This is a genomic window from Flavobacterium sp. Root901, assembly GCF_001429765.1.
Taxonomy (GTDB): domain Bacteria; phylum Bacteroidota; class Bacteroidia; order Flavobacteriales; family Flavobacteriaceae; genus Flavobacterium.
In genome coordinates this window covers 73,095-94,307 of the sequence record NZ_LMJB01000005.1, presented here as the reverse complement: position 1 = coordinate 94,307, position 21,213 = coordinate 73,095, and the positions used below count along the sequence as shown (strand labels likewise).

Below are 21,213 nucleotides of genomic sequence, written 5' to 3'. Positions count from 1 at the left end.
AAAACTATCAAAAATGAAACTAAATTTTAAAAAAACTATAAAAATACTGTTCTTTTCAGCGGCAGTTTTTTCTCAGGTAAAATGCTCTACTTCAAATGATGCTGTTGATCCTGTAGTAAATCCACCGGTTGTAAACCCTCCAGTTGTAGTAACGAACGATGTCGATTTTTGGTTAACAAAAGGAGATCAAAGCATATTATTAGGAAAGCAATCGGGAATATTAGGATTTGGGACAACGGTTAATAACTATACTAATATTGAAGTTAATGCCGCGCAAAAATATCAAACGGTTGATGGTTTTGGATATACACTAACTGGTGGAAGTGCAGATGTAATTAATAAATTAACCGCAGCTAAGAAAAGCGCTCTTTTACAGGAATTATTTGGTACGGGAGCCAATTCAATTGGAATTAGTTACCTAAGAATCAGTATTGGTGCATCAGATTTAAATGCGGAGCCTTTTACTTATGATGATCTTGCAGCGGGAGAAACAGATTTAAGTTTGGCCAAATTTAGTTTAGCTAAAGATAAAGCCGGAGTAATTGCACTTTTAAAAGAAATCCTTGCAATAAACCCAAAAATTTTAATTTTGGCAACGCCTTGGTCTGCACCACTTTGGATGAAAGACAAAGACAACTTTATTGGCGGGAAACTACAAACTCAATATTATGATGTTTACGCTAAATATTTTGTAAAATACATTCAGCAAATGAAAGCTGAAGGAATTACAATTGATGCCGTGACACCTCAAAACGAACCTTTACATGACGGAAATAATCCAAGTATGTACATGTCGGCAGCAGAACAGGCTAACTTTATAAAAAACAATTTAGGACCGGCTCTTAAAGCAGCAAACCTTAGTGTAAAAATAATTGCTTACGACCATAACTGTGATAACCCAAATTATCCAAAAGCAATTTTGGCAGACGCCGATGCATTTCCTTTCGTAGACGGATCTGCTTTTCATTTATATGCAGGTGATATCAGCGCACTTTCAAATGTTTACAATTCTTATCCAACAAAAAATGTGTATTTCACAGAACAATGGACTTCTTCGGCAGGAGATTTTGGAGGAGATTTAAAATGGCACGTGAGAAATGTTGTTATTGGTTCTATGAGAAATTACAGTAAAAATGCATTAGAATGGAATTTAGCTAATGACGGGGCTTTTCAGCCTCATACAAATGGTGGATGTTCAATGTGCAAAGGCGCATTGACTGTAACATCAACAGAAAGTTTTCAGCGCAATGTAGCGTACTATATAATTGCACACGCCTCAAAATTTGTTCCGGCCGGATCTGTTAGAATTGCAAGTAATTCAAGCGGGAACATACAAAACGTTGCTTTTATAACTCCTTCCGGGTCAAAAGTTTTAATTGTTGAAAATGACGGATCTGCGGCTGAAATCTTCAATATTAAGTTCAATGATAAATGGGTTACAACTTCATTAGATGCAGGCTCTGTTGGAACTTATACCTGGAAATAAAAATAAAGAGAATTAATTGATTTTCAGATGAAAAAGACAATAATAGCATTGCAGCTTTTGTTTTCAATTACAGTTTTCGGGCAGGGGTTTTTGCACAGAGAGGGACAAAAAATTGTTGATGGAAACGGAAATAACATAATCCTAAGAGGTCTTGGTCTTGGCGGATGGATGGTGCAAGAAGGTTATATGTTACAAACACAGCCTTTTGCTAGTCCGCAATATCAAATTAAACAAAAAATTCAGGATGTTATTGGAGAAAAAGACACTAAAGAATTTTATGCAGCATATAAGGCAAACGGAATTACAAAACGCGATATCGATTCTTTAGCAAAATGGGGATTCAATTCGATTCGTCTTCCAATGCATTATAACTTATATACACCGCCAGCCGAAGAAGAAAAAAATGGAGAAATCACCTGGAGAGAAGAGGGTTTCATCATGACTGATAATTTATTGAAATGGTGTGCGGCAAATAAAATCTATTTAATTTTAGATTTGCATGCAGCACCGGGCGGACAAGGAAATGATGCCGCAATTTCTGATTATGACACCACAAAACCTTCATTGTGGCAAAGCGAGGCCAATCAGAAAAAAATGATCGCTTTGTGGAAAAAACTGGCTTCCCGTTACAGAGACAGTCAATGGATTGGAGGTTACGACATTATTAACGAACCAAACTGGAATTTTACCGGATCAAATAAAAACGGCTGTGATGAAAATTCAAACGGACCTTTAAGAGACTTAATGGTTTCTGTTACAAAAGCAATACGTGAAGTAGACACAAACCATCTAGTTATCATTGAAGGCAATTGCTGGGGAAATAATTATAATGGAATTTTTCCTTTGTGGGATGATAACATGGCGTTGAGTTTTCATAAATACTGGAACTACAACGATCAGGCCTCTATCCAGAAAATGCTGGATTACAGAACTCAATACAATGTTCCGATCTGGTTAGGAGAAAGCGGCGAAAACTCAAACGTTTGGTTTAAAGATGCCTTGACTTTAGTAGAAACCAATAACATTGGCTGGGCATTTTGGCCGATGAAAAAAATCGAAAATATTGCAGGCGTAACTTCAGTAACTAAAATTCCTGAATATGATGTTTTACTAAAGTACTGGAAAGAAGGCGGTCAAAAACCATCAGCAGAGTTTTCTAAAAAAACTTTAATGAAAATGGCAGACAATTACAAAATGCAAAACGTTACAGTTAAGCCCGATGTAATCGACGCTATGTTCAGACAAGTGCAGACAAATGACACTAAATCGTATAAAAAACATTTAATTCCCGGAAAAATTTCGGCTGTTGAATATGATTTAGGAACAAACGGATTTGCTTATTCTGATAAAGATTTTGTGAATTACAGAGTGGCGACAGGAAATTTTGATCAATGGAATAAAGGAAATACAATGCGTAATGACGGCGTTGATATTCTGCCTTGTAATGATGCCGGATCAAAAGGTTATCAGGTTTCATTTATCGAAGATGGTGAATGGCTTTTATTTACAACTCAGGTAAAAAAACAGAATAAATACAATGTTGCAATTCGCTACTCCAGCGAAAGTGCAGAAGGGCAAATTCATTTTGAAACTGCAAATGGTGCAAAATCAAAAACAATAACGCTGCCGTCAACTGGCGGAAACGAAAAATGGGAAACGATTATTTTATCTGACGTAGAATTAAATGCAGGAGAAAATAAGATAAAAGTGGTTTTTGATAAAGGAGGATTCAATTTGAATTATTTAGATTTTGTTGATAGTAAAAAGGGTGTTTCAAAAAAATAACAAAAGATGAAAAAAATTAAAAATATAATGGATAAATCAGGAATTATAACCTTTATTTTACTGTTTATTTTCCAGTCTTGCAGCAGCGGAAATGACAGTTCAGATGACACTGCAGGTAATGCTGCGCCTTCCAATCTTTCTGTTCAGGTAGAAGTTGTGGGTAAAACTGCCGCCAATCCTAATGGAGACGGAAGTGGTAAAATAAACCTTAAGATTAATGCAGCAAATGCAATTTCTTATAAAGTTTTAGTAGACAATCAGCTTAAAGAAATCACAAACGGTGATTTCACTTATACATTTACAGCTTCGGGAACAAAAACGTATTCTATTATTGTTTCTGCTTACAGTGCTTCGGGACAATTTATTAGTTCAACATCTTCTATAAATATTTATGTTGCCAGAAAAGTACTCTGGTCAGATGAGTTTGATGTAGATGGTGCTCCAAACACTTCAAAATGGGGTTACAATACAGGAACAGGAGACGGCTGGGGAAATAACGAATTAGAATATTACACAACCCGACCTGAAAACGTAATTATTTCAAATGGAACCCTGAAGATTAAAGCAATTAAAGAAGAGTATATGGGAAGCCATTATACATCTACACGAATGCTTACAAAAGGCAAATTTTCATTTAAATACGGTCGCGCCGAAGTTCGTGCAAAATTACCTGTTGGCGGCGGGACATGGCCGGCTTTCTGGATGCTGGGCGATAATATTGATACTGCAGGATGGCCGTTATGCGGAGAAGTAGATATCCTGGAATCAGTTGGAAATAATCCGGATGTGAATCATTCTTCACTGCACTCACCGGGACGTTCAGGAAATACACCTGATACTAAAACAGTAACAGTTCCAAATTCAGCAACAGAATTTCATATTTACGCAGCAGAGTGGAGTGCTGAAAGTATCAAGTTTTATGTAGATGACAATTTATTTTACACTTATGTGAATTCAGCTTCTACTCCGTTTAATCAAAACTTCTTCCTGATTTTGAATTTAGCAATGGGAGGAAATTTTGGAGGAGCAGTAGATCCAAATTTCACAAGTGCAACTTTTGAAGTCGATTACGTAAGAGTATATAATTAACATAACTTTTAAATTACTTTTTCTCTTTAAGGCTTCGGAAACATTAGCTTTACAGATTAAATTTTTAAAATTATGAAAAAGACAAATAAATTTATTTTAGCAGTATTATTACTTTTTGTATGTGTTTCGTTTTATGGTCAGAATCTAAAAATCATGACCTACAACATTCGTCTTGATGTTGCTTCAGATGGAGAAAATGCATGGCCGAAACGAAAAGATTATTTTACTTCTCAAATACAATTTTATAGTCCGGAAATTTTTGGAGTTCAGGAAGCAACACCAAATCAGGTAATTGATATTGCATCGGCTTTGCCAAATTATAACAAATTTGGAGTAGGAAGAGAAGAAGGAGGAACCGGAGAAGCTTGTACGATTTATTATAAAAAAGATCGTTTTAAGGTGCAGAATTCCAATACATTCTGGCTTTCAGAAACACCAAATGTGGTTTCAAGAGGCTGGGATGCAGCTTGCAACAGAGTTTGTACGTATGGACTTTTTACAGATTTAAAAACTAAAAAAACATTTTGGATTTTTAATCTGCATCTTGACCATATGGGAGAAGAGGCAAGAGTAAAAGGAGTACAGCTGGTTTTGAAAAAAATAAGTGAGCTCAATACAAAGCAATATCCGGTATTTTTAATGGGAGATTTCAATTCTGAGCCCAATACGCCGCAGATTGCAGAAATAAAAAAAGTAATGGATGATACCAAAGAAGTTTCAAAAGAAAAACCTTTTGGGCCATCAGGTACATTTAACGATTTTAAACATAATGAACCGGTTACGTTATTACTGGATTATATTTTTGTTTCAAAAAACAGCAAACTTACAATTCAAAAACATGCAGTTTTAAGTGATTCTAAAGATTTAAAATATCCGTCAGATCATTTACCTGTTTTAATAGAAATAGATTAAAAATGAAAAACATTAACAAAAAACTTCAAATCCTGCTTTTGCTGCCTCTAATTGCAATGCAGATAAAATGCGGATCTTCAAAAGGAACAGCTTCGGCTAATTCCGGAAAAGTAGAATCGTGGATTACAACTACTGACGAATCTTCAAAACTTAAAAAACAAGATGATTTGGCTTTTAGTACATCGACGAATTCAAACCAGACTATTGAAGTAAATCCGTCAGAAAAATTTCAAACCATAGAAGGTTTTGGATTTTCTCTTACAGGAGGAAGCGCTCAGGCGATTTTAAAACTGGATAAAGCAAAAAGAGAAGCATTGCTTCAGGAATTGTTTTCCAGAAAAAATGATGCAATTGGGTTAAGTTACCTGCGTATTAGTATTGGAGCTTCAGATTTGAATGAAAAAGTTTTTTCGTATGATGATATGCCGGAAGGCCAGACAGATTTAAAACTGGAACACTTTAATCTTGGCCCTGATTTAAATGATGTTGTGCCAGTTTTAAAAGAAATTTTAGCCATTAATCCTAATATAAAAATTATGGGTTCGCCGTGGTCGCCGCCAGTTTGGATGAAAGACAACGGAAGCTCAAAAGGAGGAAGTTTACAGCCAAAATATTATGGAGTTTACGCTGAATATTTTGTAAAATATATTCAGGCAATGAAGTCTAATGGAATTGTTATTGATGCAATTACGCCTCAAAACGAACCTTTGCACCCAGGGAATAACCCAAGTATGTACATGACTGCAGAACAGCAGGCAGATTTTATTGGAAATCATTTAGGTCCCGCTTTCGCGAAAGCCAAAATCAAAACCAAAATTATAGTTTACGATCACAATTGTAACAAACCAGAATATCCTTTGACAATTTTAAAAGATGCAAAAGCCAATCCTTATGTAACAGGTTCTGCATTTCATTTATATGAAGGAGATATTAGTGCGTTGTCAAAAGTTCACGATGCGTATCCAAATAAAGATTTATACTTTACAGAACAATATACAGGATCAGGAAGCAGTTTTGAATCTGATTTAAAATGGAGTGTTAAAAATGTTGTAATTGGTTCCATGCGTAACTGGAGTAAAAATGCACTTTCGTGGGGATTGGCAAATGATGAATATTATAAACCCTTTACCCCAGGCGGATGTTCAACTTGTAAAGGAGCATTAATGATTGATCAAAATCAAAATATTAAGCGTGAAGTTGGTTATTACATTATTGGCCACGCTTCGAAATTTGTTCCGCCAGGATCTGTGAGAATTGGAAGTAATGTTGCGGGAAATTTATATAATGCAGCTTTCAAAACACCATCAGGACAAATCGTTTTAATTGTAGAAAACGATGGAACTTCAGCAGAAACATTCAATATCAAATACAATCAAAAACAAACTTCAACGATACTAAACGCTGGCGCAGTAGCAACTTACGTTTGGTAACCAAAATCAAATTCATGAAAAAAATAACCACATTTGCATTGTTGATGGCTTCGCTTCTTGCGATGGCACAACAGCAGACAATAGATCAAAAAGTGAACGATCTGTTGAAGAAAATGACACTGGAAGAAAAAATTGGCCAGCTTAATCAATACACAGGTGATAATCAGGCAACGGGACCCATTACAATTAATCCTAACAAACAAACAGAAATCAAACAAGGTTTAATTGGTTCGATGCTGAATATCATCGGAACAAAATATACCAGACAATATCAGGAGCTGGCTATGCAGTCGCGTCTTAAAATTCCGTTGTTATTTGGTCAGGATGTTATTCACGGATATAAAACAACATTTCCAATTCCGCTGGCAGAAGCTGCTAGCTGGGATTTGCCGGCAATTGAAATGGCGGCAAGAGTTGCTGCTACAGAAGCTGCGGCAAGCGGTATTCACTGGACTTTTGCTCCAATGGTAGATATTGGACGTGATCCGCGTTGGGGAAGAGTGATGGAAGGTGCAGGAGAAGATACTTATCTGGGTTCAAAAATCGCCTATGCAAGAGTAAAAGGATTTCAGGGAAATAAACTGGGAGATTTAAATTCTGTTATGGCCTGCGTAAAGCACTTTGCTGCGTATGGTGCTGCTACAGGCGGAAGAGATTATAATTCAGTTGACATGAGCGAAAGAATGTTGTTTGAAACGTATCTTCCTCCATTTAAAGCTGCTTTAGATGCCGGAGCTGCAACATTTATGAATTCATTTAATGATTTAAACGGAATTCCTGCAACGGGAAATGCTCATTTACAGCGTGATATTTTGAAAGGAAAATGGAACTTTCAGGGATTCGTAGTTTCTGACTGGGGTTCTATTGGCGAAATGGTCGCTCACGGATATTCGAAAGACCTTAAAGCTGCTGCTTATTCTGCAATTACTGCCGGAAGTGATATGGATATGGAAAGTAATGCGTACCGTTACAACTTAGCCGCCTTGATAAAAGAAGGTAAAGTATCTATTGATTTAGTTGATGATGCCGTAAAACGTATTCTTCGCAAGAAATTTGAATTAGGATTGTTTGAAGATCCTTACAGGTATTCAGACGAAAAAAGAGCTGAAAAAGTTTTAAACGACCCTGCAAACAGAAAAGCCGCACGTGAAGTAGCGCAAAAAAGTATCGTTTTATTGAAAAATGAAAATGAAACATTACCACTTTCTAAAAACCTGAAAACTATTGCTTTTATCGGGCCAATGGTAAAAGAATACAAAGCCAACATGGGATTCTGGTCTGTTGAACTTCCGGATGTTGATTATAGCAAATGGGTCGTTTCGCAGTGGGATGGTTTACAAAATAAAGTAGGTAAAAACACAAAATTGCTTTACGCAAAAGGATGTGATATTGAAGGAGATAATAAAGACGGCTTTGCTGAAGCAGTTGCAACTGCCAAACAAGCTGATGTTGTTATTTTGAGTATCGGAGAAAGACATGATATGAGCGGAGAGGCAAAAAGCCGAAGCGATCTTCATATTCCCGGAGTTCAGGAAGATTTGGTAAAAGCAATTCAGGCTACAGGAAAACCTGTTGTTGTTTTAGTAAATGCAGGACGTCCGCTTATTTTTAACTGGACAGCAGACAATGCTCCGGCGGTTTTATACACTTGGTGGTTAGGTACTGAAGCAGGAAATGCTATTGCAGATGTTTTGTTTGGAGATTACAATCCGTCCGGAAAACTGCCTATGACTTTTCCAAGAGAAGTGGGACAAATCCCAATTTATTACAATCATTTCAGTACAGGAAGACCTTCTGTAAATGAAAATAAAATTTACAAATCGGCTTATATTGATTTGCCAACGACACCAAAATTTCCATTTGGTTACGGTTTGAGTTATACAAAATTCGGTTATTCTGATTTGAAATTATCTTCGACAAAAATCAAAAGCAATGAAACGATCAAAGTATCTTTTCAATTAACAAATACTGGAAAAGCTGCCGGAGAAGAAGTAGCACAGTTATACCTGAAAGATAAATTTGGTTCTGTTGTAAGACCTGTTTTAGAACTAAGGGATTTCCAAAAAGTGAAATTAAATGCGGGAGAATCTAAAACTATTGAGTTTACGATCGACAAAGAAAAACTTTCTTTTTATAATGATAAATTGGAATGGAATGCAGAGCCGGGAGATTTCGAAGTAATGATCGGAACTTCATCTGCTGATATTAAATTAAAATCTGATTTTGAATTAGTGCAATAATAAGAGAATTAAAAATGAAAAAGCGGAGCTGTAAACTCCGCTTTTTTTATATAACAAAAATAGATTTTTATCTAAAGTGTTTTTTTAAATTGAATTTCAGTTTGTTTAGAAAACCATCTTCAATAATATCAATGCCAATACCAAAATTACTGTCGGCGATAATATGGTGATCTGTTCTGAATTTCTCAAAATCTTCTGCCGGGATCTCTAAATTTACCAAAGGTTTAAAATCTACAAATATTGAAGCTCCATTTTTAGTTACTTTTTTACGGCTAGTAAAATCAAAATATGGATTATTGATTGTACTTTCCTGAACCGTAAATTTTTCCTGAGTATCTATTGTTTGATCAGTGTGAAGATTGATTTCGTATTTTTCATTGTCAAAATTATGCCAGAACGGAATATCGGCATGTATAAAATCACGCGCATTATTTTTCACTACATTTCTGTCAAAATACATTAAGAAACGGTTGTTCTGAGGATCTGTAAAATACGGATTTTCTATAGCAGCACTATATTGAATCGTAAATTCGTTTAGCTTTTTATCATCACTTACAATCTCAATTGCGGCGTCATTAAAAATAGTTCTTATATCAGTTCCGTTTCGGTCACTGGAATAATTTAAGGTATAAAACAGGAAATTATTCCAGCTGTCAATTATTTCTCGTTTGTTCGTATTCTTAAAATATTTACGCATGTAATTGGCTCTGTTACCTTTGTAGGTAGTCGTAAGTTTTAGCTGCCCTTTATTGTTTTGCGTGTTAAAATCTACTTTTTCGTTAATACCGTAATAGGAGAATCTGTAAGGTTTTTTAATTTGTAACTGCTGGTTAGGTTTTACTTCCAGATAATGCATAAAGTAAATAAAACCGCGATTTTCAATCAGTCCAAATTCATCTCTTGCTGTAGCATCTATAAAATAGGTTTCGTCTTTATAATTTATTTTTACGATAACATGATTAAAAGTAAGAAGCGAAGGCAGATAATGTTTAATATAATGATCTGAATTGAAGTTGACCAAAATAACAGAAGAATCAATGTTTAGATAATCTAAAACTACTTTAAGTAAAACAGATTTAGCTTTGCAGTCTCCCTGTTTGTTTTCGTAGGTTATAGAAGGCTCCTGCGGTTTATGGCCATTCATTTCATCGGCATTAAAAATATAGTATATATGATTTTGCACATAATCTATAGCGTATTGCAGCTGTTCATCCTTATCTGAAATAGCATCCAGTTTTTCTGCCAGTTTAGGAGCAAATTCTTTTAATGAAGATTTACTGTAAATTTCTTCATACAAGGGAGAAATATAATTTGATAAATCAGTCCAGTTGCTGTCTGTTGCAAAATCTATATAAGGCGCAATTTCTCTGTTTACATCAAAAGAATTGATGTAATTTTCTTTTTCGATTACCAGTCTTTCGCCTTTTTTCAAGATTCCAATTTCCGGATCCAAAACGTTTGCATTCTCATCTCTGTAAAATGTTTTTTTGTAAGCAATTGGAGCTTTTCTGTCATTGATAAAAGAAAATTTATAATTTCCGTAAGCCCAGTAAGTACTTGGAGTTACATAAACGTATTTTAAATATTCTTTTCTAAGAAAATCGCGGTCAGAAAAAACTTTTACTCTTGAATCTTCTGTAACTAAAATATCGTAAAGACGTAAATCTTTTATAGTAATATTTATTTTTTTAGTACTGTTTAAAACGCCGCCTTCACTTTGATTTTCATTGTCCAGTACTTTAATTTTTGTGTCAGGTATTTTATCAATTAAAACACCATCTCTAAGCACGCTGATTCTATGTATGATAAAAGTCTCATTTTCTTCAACAATAATGTCTTTTACAGAGGCACTTTCTAAATTTGAAGGCTCATTGAGTGTATATGCGACACATGCATATTCGCTGTTTTCGACATCACTCGTGTAATAGATTTTATCTAAAAAAAAACAGAAATCCCGCCCTTCTTCAATTTGTTTATTTGCAAAATCAGATTCCTGAATGTATTCAATTAGTTCATTATCAGTAATTATGGATGCCCAGTTTTCTGGTTTTTGAATTTTATAATTTTCTGATTCTATTGTATTTTCCATATATTTTTACATGTTTATTCTTACGTTTAAATCGCTAAAATTAATTAATAATGAACTATTTTAACCAATAAAATTGTGAAATTTATGGTAAAAAAAAACTTCACTAAATGTGAAGTTCTTTATATGATCATTATAAAGAATGAAATTATTTCAAAACAGTATGGATAAAGTCCATAGCGCCAATACCTTTGTAAGATGCGCATAAAGCTTTTTCAAAAGCTTCACGTTTTGCTTTTTTATCTTTTGCTTCGGTTTCAACAATCATTTGATTGAAAATTTTTTCCTGTTCTTCGCTATACTTCAATGAAGCTTCCAAAAGATAGGTTTTAGATACAAATCCGAAAGAAGTCCAGATTTTGGCTCTAATTTTTTTATTGATATTTTTTAACGGATTGACAACCATATTCTTTTATATTAATTTCTAATTAATATTTTTTTTGAAAGAAATTACAAAACTATAAAATTGTAATCTTTTTCTGTATTAAAATTTTAATTTTAACAATTTGATGTTTAAATGTGTTATTATGACGCAATGTACTTATTTTTTTTAAATCATTTTGTAATTTTAACTAAAATTGTGATTTACACACTTTTCTTTTTATTCTTATAAATATCAAAAAAGACGAGCAGTTTATAAAAATGCTGCAATTTTTAAAAAATAAAGTAAATTGCAGGTTTAAATTAAATGTAAGGTTGGATAAATCAAAAACTCAAATGCTGAAATTTATTATAGAAAATAATGAAAATTTCCAACCGGGACTTTCCATAGACTGTGTTATTTTTGGGTTTCATGATAATCAGTTAAAAGTGCTTTTGATTAAAGTTCCGCATAGCGAAAAATGGTCTTTGCCTGGCGGATTTATTCCCATAAATCAGGATATTGACACGGCTGCCGTTACAATTTTAAATGAGAGAACAGGTGTTGAGGGCGTTTTTTTAAGACAGTTTGCAACCTTCGGAAAAATCAAAAGAAACGATAATCATTTTGGTGCTGAAGTTTTAAAATACTTAGAAATAGATCCTGAAAAAGGAAAATGGCTCACGCAGCGTTTTGTAACAATTGGTTATTATGCTTTGGTAGACTTTTTGAAAATTGTTCCTAACCCAATAACTTCAGGTGAAATAATAGAATGGATAGACCATAAAGAAGTTCCTGAACTCATTCTGGATCACAAAGAAATCCTGGATAAAGCTTTAGATACATTAAGAACTGAATTAAATTTGATGCCGGTTGGTTATAATTTACTTCCGGAAAAATTTACAATGCCGGAACTTCAAAAATTATATGAAACAATTCTGGACAAAAAACTGGACAGAAGAAATTTTATGCGGAAAATAACCAACATTGGAATTCTGACTAAGCTTGACGAAAAGAAAAATAATGTCGCGCACAAGGCCCCAAACTTATATTCTTTTGACAAAAAAAAAATATGATGAAGTTTTAAAAAATGGATTAAATCAAGGCTGGTAACCAATTTCATAATTTAAAAAATAAATTATGGTAAGTATAGACACATTTCGAAAACTAGCCTTGGCATTTGCGGATGCAGAAGAAGTGCCGCATTTTGATAAAATTTCCTTTAGAATAAAGAAAAAAATATTTGCCACAATTGATGTGAAAAATAATCAAAGTGTTTTAAAACTCAGTGAAATTGAACAGTCGGTTTTCTGTGCATCAAGCGAAATGATTTTTTATCCCGTTCCAAATAAGTGGGGCAAACAAGGCTGGACTATTGTAGATCTGGCCAAAGTTCCATCAGATATGCTTAAAGATGCTTTGCTTCTATCTTACAATAATGCAGCAGCAAAAAAGAAATAAAACCTTATCTTACAATTGTCCTGAAAGTTAAATTAACTCTGGGTTTTTGAGTTGTTTTTGTTGGCGGTAAACGATGCAGCCAATAGGTTTGGGTTTCGTCTTTCATTACCAATAAACTTCCATGTTCGAGAATCAAAGAAACTGTTTCTTTGGTTTGTTTATGTTTAAAGGCAAATTTTCGTTCTGCACCAAAACTCACAGAACCAATGGCGCCATTTTTTTTCAAATCTTTTTCGGCATCGCTGTGCCATGCCATTCCTTCTTCTCCGGAATGATATAAATTAAGTAAACAGGAATTAAAAGTTTCTCCGGTTTTCTCTTCAATTGTTTTCTTTAATTCTAAAAGTTCAGCAGTCCATGGAAGTGCTTTTTTAGTCGTATTCGAATAAGTATATTCAAATTCCTGATCGCCGTACCAGGCCACTTTTCGTTTCGTTAAAATTAATTTTCCGAAGATAATGGCTTCGTCATTTTTCCATTCAATTGTATTCAATAAAGTATCACGATAGAAATCGGCTTTTTCTCTCGGGAATAATTTTCCGTAATAATTAACCGTTCCGTCTTTCGGAAGCAAATTGGTGTTTTCGTCTGTTTCAGGATTAAATAAGTCCATTTTTCCATTTTAAATATTCGGGTTTCATGCAATGTCCGCAAGGCCTGAAACCGCTTTTTTTTGCTTCATTTTCAGATAAAAAGAAAACCCGGTTTTCGCGTTTCATTCTTTTTCCGGAAGAACATTTTAGTGTTCCGTAGATTTTTAGTTTTCGGTTTCCACCAAAGCAAATTTCGCCTTTTTTAATTTGAATTCGTAATTCAGAATCTGAAATTTTGTTGTGATAAATCATAATATTGCCCCATTTAAACTGTGGAGACGTCCCACAGTGCGTCTGTGTTTGTGATTTTTTGCCACGAATTTCACAAATTTTTTAAACCAGAGATTTAAAGCCAACGGAATTAATATAATTAGCGAAATTCACGGCAAAAGATTAACTTAAAGCATCATGAAAAATAATTCCGAGCGTATAACGTTCGCCAGAATGAATTTCGCTGACGCCATGTTTCATATTAACGCGATAATATCCTTTAGTTCCTTTTACAGGTCTGAAATTTGTTGTAAAAGCTAAAATATCTCCTTTTTTTGGTTTCAGAACAATTGCTTTAGACTGTGCACGAGGTGTTTGCTGGGTCAGCACAAATTCTCCTCCGGTAAAATCTTTATCGGGATCTGAAAGAAAAAGTACAATCTGAATAGGGAAATAAATATCTCCATACAAATCCTGATGCAAAGTATTAAAACCGCTTTTTCCATATTTCAGAATTAAAACGGTCGCTTTTAGCTGATCATTTTCATGGCATTGTTTTAATAATTCTTCATGTTTTTCCGGATAAACGGTATTGATGTTCAATGCTTTCATCCATGCATTTGCAATTGGAGCCAATTTCGGATAAATTGAAGAACGTATATTCTGAATCAAATCAGGAAGCGGATAATTGAAATATTTGTATTCGCCAAGTCCAAACCGATAACGCTCCATAACAACTGTTTTTCGGTATAAATTTGGGTTTTGATAATCTGCCTTTAAAGCTTCGCAGTCTTCGTCGCTAAGAACATTAGAAAGAATTGCAAAGCCGTTTTCGTGCATTGATTCGGTGATATTTTCCCAGTTTTGAGATTCTAAAGCTGCTTTCATGATTTCGTTTTTGATAATCCGCCATCAACAGTAATTTCGATGCCATGGATGTAAGAAGCATCATCGGAAGCCAGAAAAAGTACTGTTTTAGCAATTTCTGAAGGTTCCCCAAAACGTTTAAAAGGAAGTGTTGGTGTTACAGCATCAATTGTGCTTTCTATTTGTTCTGAGCTCATACCGGTATTATTAAAAATATTTGTTTTTATATATCCCGGACTAATACCGTTTACACGAATGTTTTTAGAAGTGCATTCGGCAGCAAACGTTTTGATAAAAGATTGTACAGCAGCTTTTGCAGCCGTATAAATCGACATATTGGCATGACCAACTTCAGTTAGAAAAGTGGTATTCAATATAATCGAACTTCCCTCTGACAGTAATGGTAAAATCTGCTGGACAGTAAAAAAAGTTCCTTTAACAAGCATATTAAATACCTCATCAAATTCTTCAAAAGTTACATTTTCAATGGAGTTGAACTTGCCATATCCTGCATTTACAAATAGAACATCAATTTTATCAGTATGTTTTTTTATTTGATTTTGTAAATCTAAAACATCAGATAATTGTCCGGCATTTGAGACAATTCCAATTGCCTTTTCTCCTAAATCTTCTAAGGCCTTATTGACTGTTTTTTCACTGCGCCCGGTTATGATTGCTCTTGCTCCGTTATTGATAAATTCCTGTGCCGTTGCAAAACCCATTCCGTTTGTGCCTCCTGTAATAAATACGATTTTGTTTTTAAATTTTTGCATTTTTATATTGTTTCATTATAATGCAAAGATTTTGAAAATGGAGAAGTGAAAAAATCCGAAACTTGCGCTCTTGACTTAAATTTCGGAATTTATCTGTGCTCCTTCCCAGCCAATAATAGCCGTTTTTCGGGTGTTTCCCCACATATAACCGCCAAATATCCCGGAAGACTGAATGACGCGATGGCACGGAATTAAAAAAGCAACAGGATTACTTCCAATCGCAGTTCCAACTGCACGGGAAGCATTTGGTTTCTGAATTTGATGCGCAATCGAACCGTAAGTAGAAAGCTGTCCCATTGGGATTTTTAACAACGTTTCCCAAACTTTCAGCTGAAAATCGGTTCCTTTTAAATGAAGTTTTATTTCCGATAATTTACTCCAGTCATTTTGGAAAATAAACAAAGCATTTTGTTGTGGTAAATCCAGTTTTTTAGAAAATTGTGCATTTGGGAATTTATCTTTCAGCGCCATAAATCCGGTTGTTTCATCTTCGGCGAAAGCCATAAAACAAACGCCTTTTTGAGTCGAAGCGACAACAATATTCCCAAACGGACTTTCAGCAAAACTGTAATTGATAAAAAGATTTTTTCCGCCGTTTTTATATTCTGCCGGCGTCATGCCTTCGATATTTACAAATAAATCGTGGAGACGGCTGGTTCCGGAAAGTCCGGTTTCAAAAGCCGTTTCAGAAATACTTGCCTGATTTTCTTTGAGTAATTTCTTAGCGTGTTCAAGACTGGTATATTGCAAAAATTTTTTCGGACTCGTGCCCGCCCATTCACTAAAAAGCCGCTGAAAGTGAAACGGACTCAAATGTACTTTTTCTGCAACCTCATCAAGATTAGGCTGCTCTTTAAAATTAGCTTTGATATAATCTATAGCCTCGGCGATACGATTATAATTGATGGTTTCCTGTGTGTTCATTTTCATTCCATTTTTATAATACAAATATCGGTCAGGTTTTACGGTTATAAAATCCGAAACTTGCGGAAGTTTTTTTGGTTTCAGGTTTTAGGTTTCAAGTTGAAACAAAACCTGAAACCAAATTATTTAAGTTCTTCTTTTTTAAGCGAAACACTAATCAGTTTATAACCATTTTCAGTTCTGAGAAACTCAAAATGATCTTGCCCAAAATCAGTTTTGTTTTTTGGATTAATGACCACATTTTTAACCGGATATTGCCAGTCTTTCGATTCGTTGCAATTGTTGAAGTATATATTATATTCGCTGGATTCATAAATAAACTGATTAAGACCATCAGATGAAACAAAATAATCTGTTTTAGAGGAATTTAACTGCTGTAATTTTAGTTTTAAAAGCGTGTAATTCTGTTCTATGAATTTAGTTTTAGATTCGTTTATCCAGCCATTTGGTTCTTTCCGATAGGTAATTTTATCAAAAAAATGTTTTTCTAAATTAGCCTTAGATATATCTTTAAGTAAAGTATTTTTTAGCCAATGTTTAAATTCTTTGTCATAATTAATGAATGAATAATATTGTCCGTCAACACCAAGAAAATTATCTCTTGTTTGATCTTTACTTGGTTCTTTGGATTTTTCTAAAGAATAAAAATTTAATTCAGTAGTTAATGGAAAATTTTCTACTACAACTTTATTATTAATGTCTATCAGAAATTCTTTTCCGCCACTCCAGAAAAAATGTTCGCCATCGATTTCTTTTTTTGCGTCCTTTAATGCGATAATCAGACCGTTGCAAACTTTTGTCAAAGCACTGTAATGGGCTGGAATTATAATTTTTCCTTCTGAATTAAAAACTCCCATCTTATCGGTCTTAGGATCATGGAACCTTATAAAACCTTCGTTTTCGCAATCTGGACTATTGTCAAAACTGTATAAGCTGTCTCTTCCTATTATTTTTCCGTTTTTAGTTAAATAATAACTTTTCCATTTCCCATTTTCTTCTTCAGAAACAGCGATTATATTTTCAAATTTACGAGCAATTGTAAAACCTGTAAATTTAGGTTCTATTTTAATGGTTCCGTTTTTGTCTTTAAAACCAATAAGTGTAGTGTCTGTATTTGGAAAAGAAGTCCAGATATCGCTGCTTTGTGCAAATACAGAGCAATTTAGAATGACGAATGTAAAAAGAATAATAATCTTTTTCATGAGAATGTTTTATCTGAGATGAGCCTCTAATTCATTATTTCTTGCTTCTTCGAAACAATCGGAGCAAAGCATTTTAAAGTCGGCCAGAGTTTGAAATGCATCAGTCCATTCTTCGCCATTATCCAGAAGATATTGTTCACAAGAATTACACCATGCAATCTGCGGAAGATCTTCTTCTGTCTCTGAATAGAAAAATCCAACCTGAGCTTTTGAGTCTATTGCTGTTGCGATATGAATACAAGTAAAAGACATTTCTTTTGAGCCATGTAAATCACATATAATTGTCTCGATCATTTATTATTGGTTTTTTAATTTTAAAGATAATTCTACATTACTTCAATTAACTTGAATCGTAAGCTATTATTGCAGAATTCGGTATGTAAAGTTAATTCGGTTTCTTTATTATCTGCAGTGAAAAGTTTTGCTTCAATGCCAAAATCTTCGGATGAATCGTATTTAAAAATGCTGAAATGAGTTTCAACAATTTTTAGCTTTGGAAAATCTTCAGTACTAAAATATTCGAATAATTCTTCTTTGATTTCTTCAAAAATAGCCAAACTGATTCCGAAATCATTACTTAAATTCTCGAAATTCATTGTAGTAATATTTTCAATTAATACATTGTTTAAAGCGAAGGCAGTTTTTGTTATGTTTTGAGATACCATATTTATACTTAGTAAAAGAAAAAACCTTATAAATCAAAGATATGATTTATAAGGTTTTTTTTATTTTTTTGAAGAAGAATTATTTTTCTTTTTCTTGCTTTTCCTTTTCTTTCTTAGCTTTCTCTTCTTCTTTTAATTTTTTCTCTTCTTCTTGTTTTTTCTGTAGTTCTTCTTTTTCGGTTTTGAGTTTTTCTACATATTTCTTTAAGCCTTCAATCTTTTTTGAATGATATTCGATTTTGGCTTTGCTTTTACGTAATTTTTCTTTAGACTTGTTTACTTTTTCTTCAGATTTTTCGATTTCCTTTGAAATGTTGGTGTCATTATTTGAATTGCTTTTAAGATTTGCCAGTTGGTCTTGTTTCATTTTTAGATCAGCTTCCAGTTTCTCGGCTTTTTTCTCTAATTTTTGTATGTTTTTTTCTTCTTTAGCAAGGTTATGTTCAGCAGCTTCGATATGAGAAACTTGTTGAAACATCATATTTTTCATCCACGATTGTTGATTTGCAATTGCTCGCTCATTTGCCCATTTCTGATTTTGTATATTCATCTGTGTATGCATGCTTCTTGCCTGCGATTGCATATTGCTAAATTGTGCAGAAACAAAAATTGGAACTAGTAATAATGGTAATAGAATAAAACGTGTTTTCATTAATCGGTTTTTAAAGATTTGTTTTGGTGTGCCAAAAGTATATTTATATTTTAAAAACGATTGGTAATTAGGATTAAATTTTAGTTCTTAATAAAAAACAAAACCCGACAGGTTTTAAAAACCTGTCGGGTTCAGATATAATTTAAAGAAATCTAAAATCAGAAATCTTCAATCTAAAATTTCTTAGTATCTGTAGTATTCCGGTTTAAATGGACCTTGAACTTCAACACCAATGTAAGCAGCCTGATCTTCACGTAAAGTTTCCAGTTCAACACCTAACTTAGCTAAGTGTAAAGCAGCAACTTTTTCATCTAAATGTTTTGGTAACATATAAACTTCGTTTTTGTAAGCAGCGCTGTTGTTCCATAATTCGATTTGAGCTAAAGTCTGGTTTGTAAATGAGTTACTCATTACGAAACTTGGGTGACCTGTAGCACAACCAAGGTTTACTAAACGACCTTCTGCTAAGATAATGATATCTTTTCCAGCGATAGTATATTTGTCAACCTGAGGTTTGATTTCGATTTTAGAAGCACCGTGGTTTTTGTTTAACCAAGCCATGTCGATCTCGTTATCAAAGTGTCCGATGTTACAAACAACAGTTTTGTCTTTCATTTTTTCGAAGTGGCTTCCAACAACGATATCTTTATTTCCTGTAGTTGTAATGATGATATCAGCATTTGCAATAACAGTATCTAATTTTTTAACTTCGTAACCGTCCATTGCAGCTTGTAAAGCACAAATTGGATCGATTTCAGTAACTGTTACGATAGAACCTGCACCTCTGAAAGAAGCTGCAGTTCCTTTTCCTACGTCACCGTATCCGCAAACAATTACTCTTTTTCCAGCCAACATTAAGTCAGTTGCACGACGAATCGCATCTACAGCAGATTCTTTACATCCGTATTTGTTATCAAATTTAGATTTAGTAACAGAATCGTTAATGTTGATTGCAGGCATTGGAAGAGTTCCCGCTTTTACTCTTTCGTAAAGTCTGTGAACACCAGTTGTAGTTTCTTCAGAAAGACCTTTGATTCCAGGAACTAATTCTGGAAAACGGTCAATAACCATGTTAGTTAAATCTCCACCATCATCAAGGATCATGTTCAATGGTTTTCTGTCTTCACCAAAAAATAAAGTCTGCTCAATACACCAGTCAAATGACTCTTCGTCAAGACCTTTCCATGCATAAACCTGGATTCCGGCAGCAGCAATTGCAGCAGCAGCCTGATCCTGAGTTGAGAAAATGTTACAAGAAGACCAGGTAACTTCTGCACCAAGAGCAATTAAAGTTTCGATTAAAACTGCAGTCTGGATTGTCATGTGAAGACATCCGGCAATACGAGCACCTTTAAGAGGCTGTTCATCTTTGTATTCAGCACGAAGCGCCATTAAACCTGGCATTTCAGCCTCAGCCAATTCAATTTCTTTTCTTCCCCAGGCAGCCAGAGAAATATCTTTTACTTTGAAAGCCACATATGGCGTAGTTGTAGTACTCATTTATATTATATTTGTAGAATTGTAATTTTTTTGCAAATTTATGCAATAAGTTTATAATTAACTAATTTCTGTACGATTTGTGAAATCTTTAATAGCTTAATCTTTTGTATCTTAGATAAATATTTTATTGGTTTACTATATAAGTAATATAAATTTATTTAATAAAGGTATCCAAAAAGGATATTGCATAAAATCCGGCAGAAAATTCATAATTCGCAACTCATAATTTATAATTAAAAGAAATGCCTTTATTTCAGACCATACAATTTAATGAAACAACTAAAATTTTAATTTGGGAAATAACTGAATCTTTTGAGGAGTTATTGAGCAAAGTTGTGTTGAAAGAAAAAACACAAAAGAGATTGGATGGAATGAAGTCTCAAATGCATCAGCGTGCTTTTTTGAGTGTACGAATGCTGATTCAGGAAATGGGGTTTACAGATAAAGATCTGCATTATGACGAATTTGGGAAACCGTATTTTGATTGTCATAATTATATTTCAATAACCCATTCGTATCATTTTGCGGCTATAATTATAAGTCATGAAACAGTAGGAATCGATATGGAACTACAGCGTGATAAGATTCAAAAAATTGCAGATAAGTTTACGGATTATGAATGTGATTATTTAGATCCGTTACTTACAGAAGAATATATAAAAAAACTTACCGTTATCTGGGGTGCGAAAGAAGCGATCTTTAAAATCAGAAATGAAAAAGGTATTAGTTTTAAAGATCATATTAATGTAGATGACTTTTCTTTAAGAGAAAATCAAACGCACGCAAGTCTTCATTTTGATGATTTGATAAAAGATTTTGAGGTTCATTATCAGGAAATTAAATCAGATAATTTTGAGGGGCAGTTTACATTAGTTTATGCTTTTGAGAAATAGATTAAGACACTGTTTTGTCATTTCGAGGAACGAGAAATCGCACAAGAAATTCCTTAATCTATCAACATAAAAGTGTGATTTCTC

21 protein-coding genes are annotated in these 21,213 nt (G+C 33.8%); 9 read left to right on the top strand and 12 right to left on the bottom strand.

What is annotated here, in order from left to right:
* Positions 1-13 precede the first annotated feature (13 nt).
* From ASE21_RS04160 to ASE21_RS04135, 6 genes are all read left to right on the top strand, one after another.
* The gene (locus tag ASE21_RS04160; RefSeq protein WP_057121307.1) at positions 14-1,486 is read left to right on the top strand and encodes a glycoside hydrolase family 30 protein; all 1,473 of its coding nucleotides are present in this window, start codon (positions 14-16) and stop codon (positions 1,484-1,486) included.
* 27 nt (positions 1,487-1,513) lie between these two features.
* Positions 1,514-3,271, top strand: coding sequence for a cellulase family glycosylhydrolase (locus ASE21_RS04155; RefSeq protein ID WP_057121306.1), 1,758 nt, complete (start codon positions 1,514-1,516; stop codon positions 3,269-3,271).
* Between the two features lie 6 nt (positions 3,272-3,277).
* Positions 3,278-4,360 (top strand): glycoside hydrolase family 16 protein, encoded by a 1,083-nt coding sequence (locus ASE21_RS04150; protein WP_057121305.1) that lies wholly within the window; start codon positions 3,278-3,280, stop codon positions 4,358-4,360.
* Positions 4,361-4,432: 72 nt separating this feature from the next.
* Positions 4,433-5,272 carry an endonuclease/exonuclease/phosphatase family protein gene (locus tag ASE21_RS04145; protein WP_057121304.1) on the top strand — a complete coding sequence of 280 codons (840 nt, stop codon included), beginning with the start codon at positions 4,433-4,435 and terminating at the stop codon, positions 5,270-5,272.
* A 2-nt stretch (positions 5,273-5,274) separates the two neighbouring features.
* Positions 5,275-6,702, top strand: coding sequence for a glycoside hydrolase family 30 protein (locus ASE21_RS04140; protein ID WP_057121303.1), 1,428 nt, complete (start codon positions 5,275-5,277; stop codon positions 6,700-6,702).
* A gap of 14 nt (positions 6,703-6,716) precedes the next feature.
* On the top strand, positions 6,717-8,942 hold the full coding sequence (locus ASE21_RS04135; protein WP_057121302.1) for a glycoside hydrolase family 3 N-terminal domain-containing protein: 2,226 nt from the start codon (positions 6,717-6,719) through the stop codon (positions 8,940-8,942).
* Positions 8,943-9,009: 67 nt separating this feature from the next.
* Here ASE21_RS04135 and ASE21_RS04130 read toward each other — a convergent pair whose 3' ends face one another.
* Positions 9,010-11,031, bottom strand: a complete 2,022-nt coding sequence (locus tag ASE21_RS04130; protein ID WP_057121301.1) for a hypothetical protein — start codon at positions 11,029-11,031, stop codon at positions 9,010-9,012.
* Between the two features lie 145 nt (positions 11,032-11,176).
* On the bottom strand, positions 11,177-11,434 hold the full coding sequence (locus tag ASE21_RS04125; protein WP_057121300.1) for a hypothetical protein: 258 nt from the start codon (positions 11,432-11,434) through the stop codon (positions 11,177-11,179).
* A 311-nt stretch (positions 11,435-11,745) separates the two neighbouring features.
* On the opposite strand from ASE21_RS04125, the gene ASE21_RS04120 reads away from it, so the two are divergent.
* The gene (locus tag ASE21_RS04120) at positions 11,746-12,465 is read left to right on the top strand and encodes an NUDIX hydrolase (RefSeq protein ID WP_128414655.1); all 720 of its coding nucleotides are present in this window, start codon (positions 11,746-11,748) and stop codon (positions 12,463-12,465) included.
* A gap of 64 nt (positions 12,466-12,529) precedes the next feature.
* Complete coding sequence (locus ASE21_RS04115; protein WP_057121299.1) at positions 12,530-12,850, top strand: MmcQ/YjbR family DNA-binding protein; 321 nt, start codon at positions 12,530-12,532, stop codon at positions 12,848-12,850.
* Positions 12,851-12,854: 4 nt separating this feature from the next.
* On the opposite strand, the gene ASE21_RS04110 is transcribed toward ASE21_RS04115, so the two are convergent.
* The 10 genes from ASE21_RS04110 to ahcY form a co-directional block, all read right to left on the bottom strand.
* Entirely contained in the window at positions 12,855-13,463 is a 609-nt protein-coding gene (locus ASE21_RS04110) for an alpha-ketoglutarate-dependent dioxygenase AlkB family protein (RefSeq protein ID WP_057121298.1), read from the bottom strand.
* Complete coding sequence (locus ASE21_RS04105) at positions 13,450-13,695, bottom strand: Ada metal-binding domain-containing protein (RefSeq protein WP_057121297.1); 246 nt, start codon at positions 13,693-13,695, stop codon at positions 13,450-13,452. The genes ASE21_RS04110 and ASE21_RS04105 overlap by 14 nt, the downstream gene beginning before the upstream one ends.
* Before the next feature lie 141 nt (positions 13,696-13,836).
* Positions 13,837-14,541 carry a 2OG-Fe(II) oxygenase gene (locus ASE21_RS04100; RefSeq protein ID WP_057121296.1) on the bottom strand — a complete coding sequence of 235 codons (705 nt, stop codon included), beginning with the start codon at positions 14,539-14,541 and terminating at the stop codon, positions 13,837-13,839.
* Positions 14,538-15,293 (bottom strand): SDR family oxidoreductase, encoded by a 756-nt coding sequence (locus tag ASE21_RS04095; RefSeq protein WP_057121295.1) that lies wholly within the window; start codon positions 15,291-15,293, stop codon positions 14,538-14,540. Before ASE21_RS04095 ends, ASE21_RS04100 begins: the two co-directional genes overlap by 4 nt.
* Positions 15,294-15,368: 75 nt before the next feature.
* Positions 15,369-16,217, bottom strand: a complete 849-nt coding sequence (locus tag ASE21_RS04090; protein ID WP_057121294.1) for a bifunctional helix-turn-helix domain-containing protein/methylated-DNA--[protein]-cysteine S-methyltransferase — start codon at positions 16,215-16,217, stop codon at positions 15,369-15,371.
* Positions 16,218-16,339: 122 nt separating this feature from the next.
* On the bottom strand, positions 16,340-17,419 hold the full coding sequence (locus tag ASE21_RS04085) for a WG repeat-containing protein (RefSeq protein ID WP_057121293.1): 1,080 nt from the start codon (positions 17,417-17,419) through the stop codon (positions 16,340-16,342).
* 9 nt (positions 17,420-17,428) lie between these two features.
* Entirely contained in the window at positions 17,429-17,713 is a 285-nt protein-coding gene (locus ASE21_RS04080) for a hypothetical protein (protein ID WP_057121292.1), read from the bottom strand.
* Positions 17,714-17,745: 32 nt separating this feature from the next.
* On the bottom strand, positions 17,746-18,015 hold the full coding sequence (locus tag ASE21_RS04075) for a hypothetical protein (protein ID WP_128414654.1): 270 nt from the start codon (positions 18,013-18,015) through the stop codon (positions 17,746-17,748).
* 148 nt (positions 18,016-18,163) lie between these two features.
* A complete protein-coding gene (locus ASE21_RS21820) occupies positions 18,164-18,736 on the bottom strand; it encodes a hypothetical protein (protein WP_057121290.1) in 573 nt (190 codons plus the stop codon).
* Between the two features lie 183 nt (positions 18,737-18,919).
* The gene (gene ahcY, locus ASE21_RS04065; protein ID WP_057121289.1) at positions 18,920-20,236 is read right to left on the bottom strand and encodes an adenosylhomocysteinase; all 1,317 of its coding nucleotides are present in this window, start codon (positions 20,234-20,236) and stop codon (positions 18,920-18,922) included.
* Between the two features lie 242 nt (positions 20,237-20,478).
* On the opposite strand from ahcY, the gene ASE21_RS04060 reads away from it, so the two are divergent.
* Complete coding sequence (locus tag ASE21_RS04060) at positions 20,479-21,129, top strand: 4'-phosphopantetheinyl transferase family protein (RefSeq protein WP_057121288.1); 651 nt, start codon at positions 20,479-20,481, stop codon at positions 21,127-21,129.
* Positions 21,130-21,213: the final 84 nt, after the last annotated feature.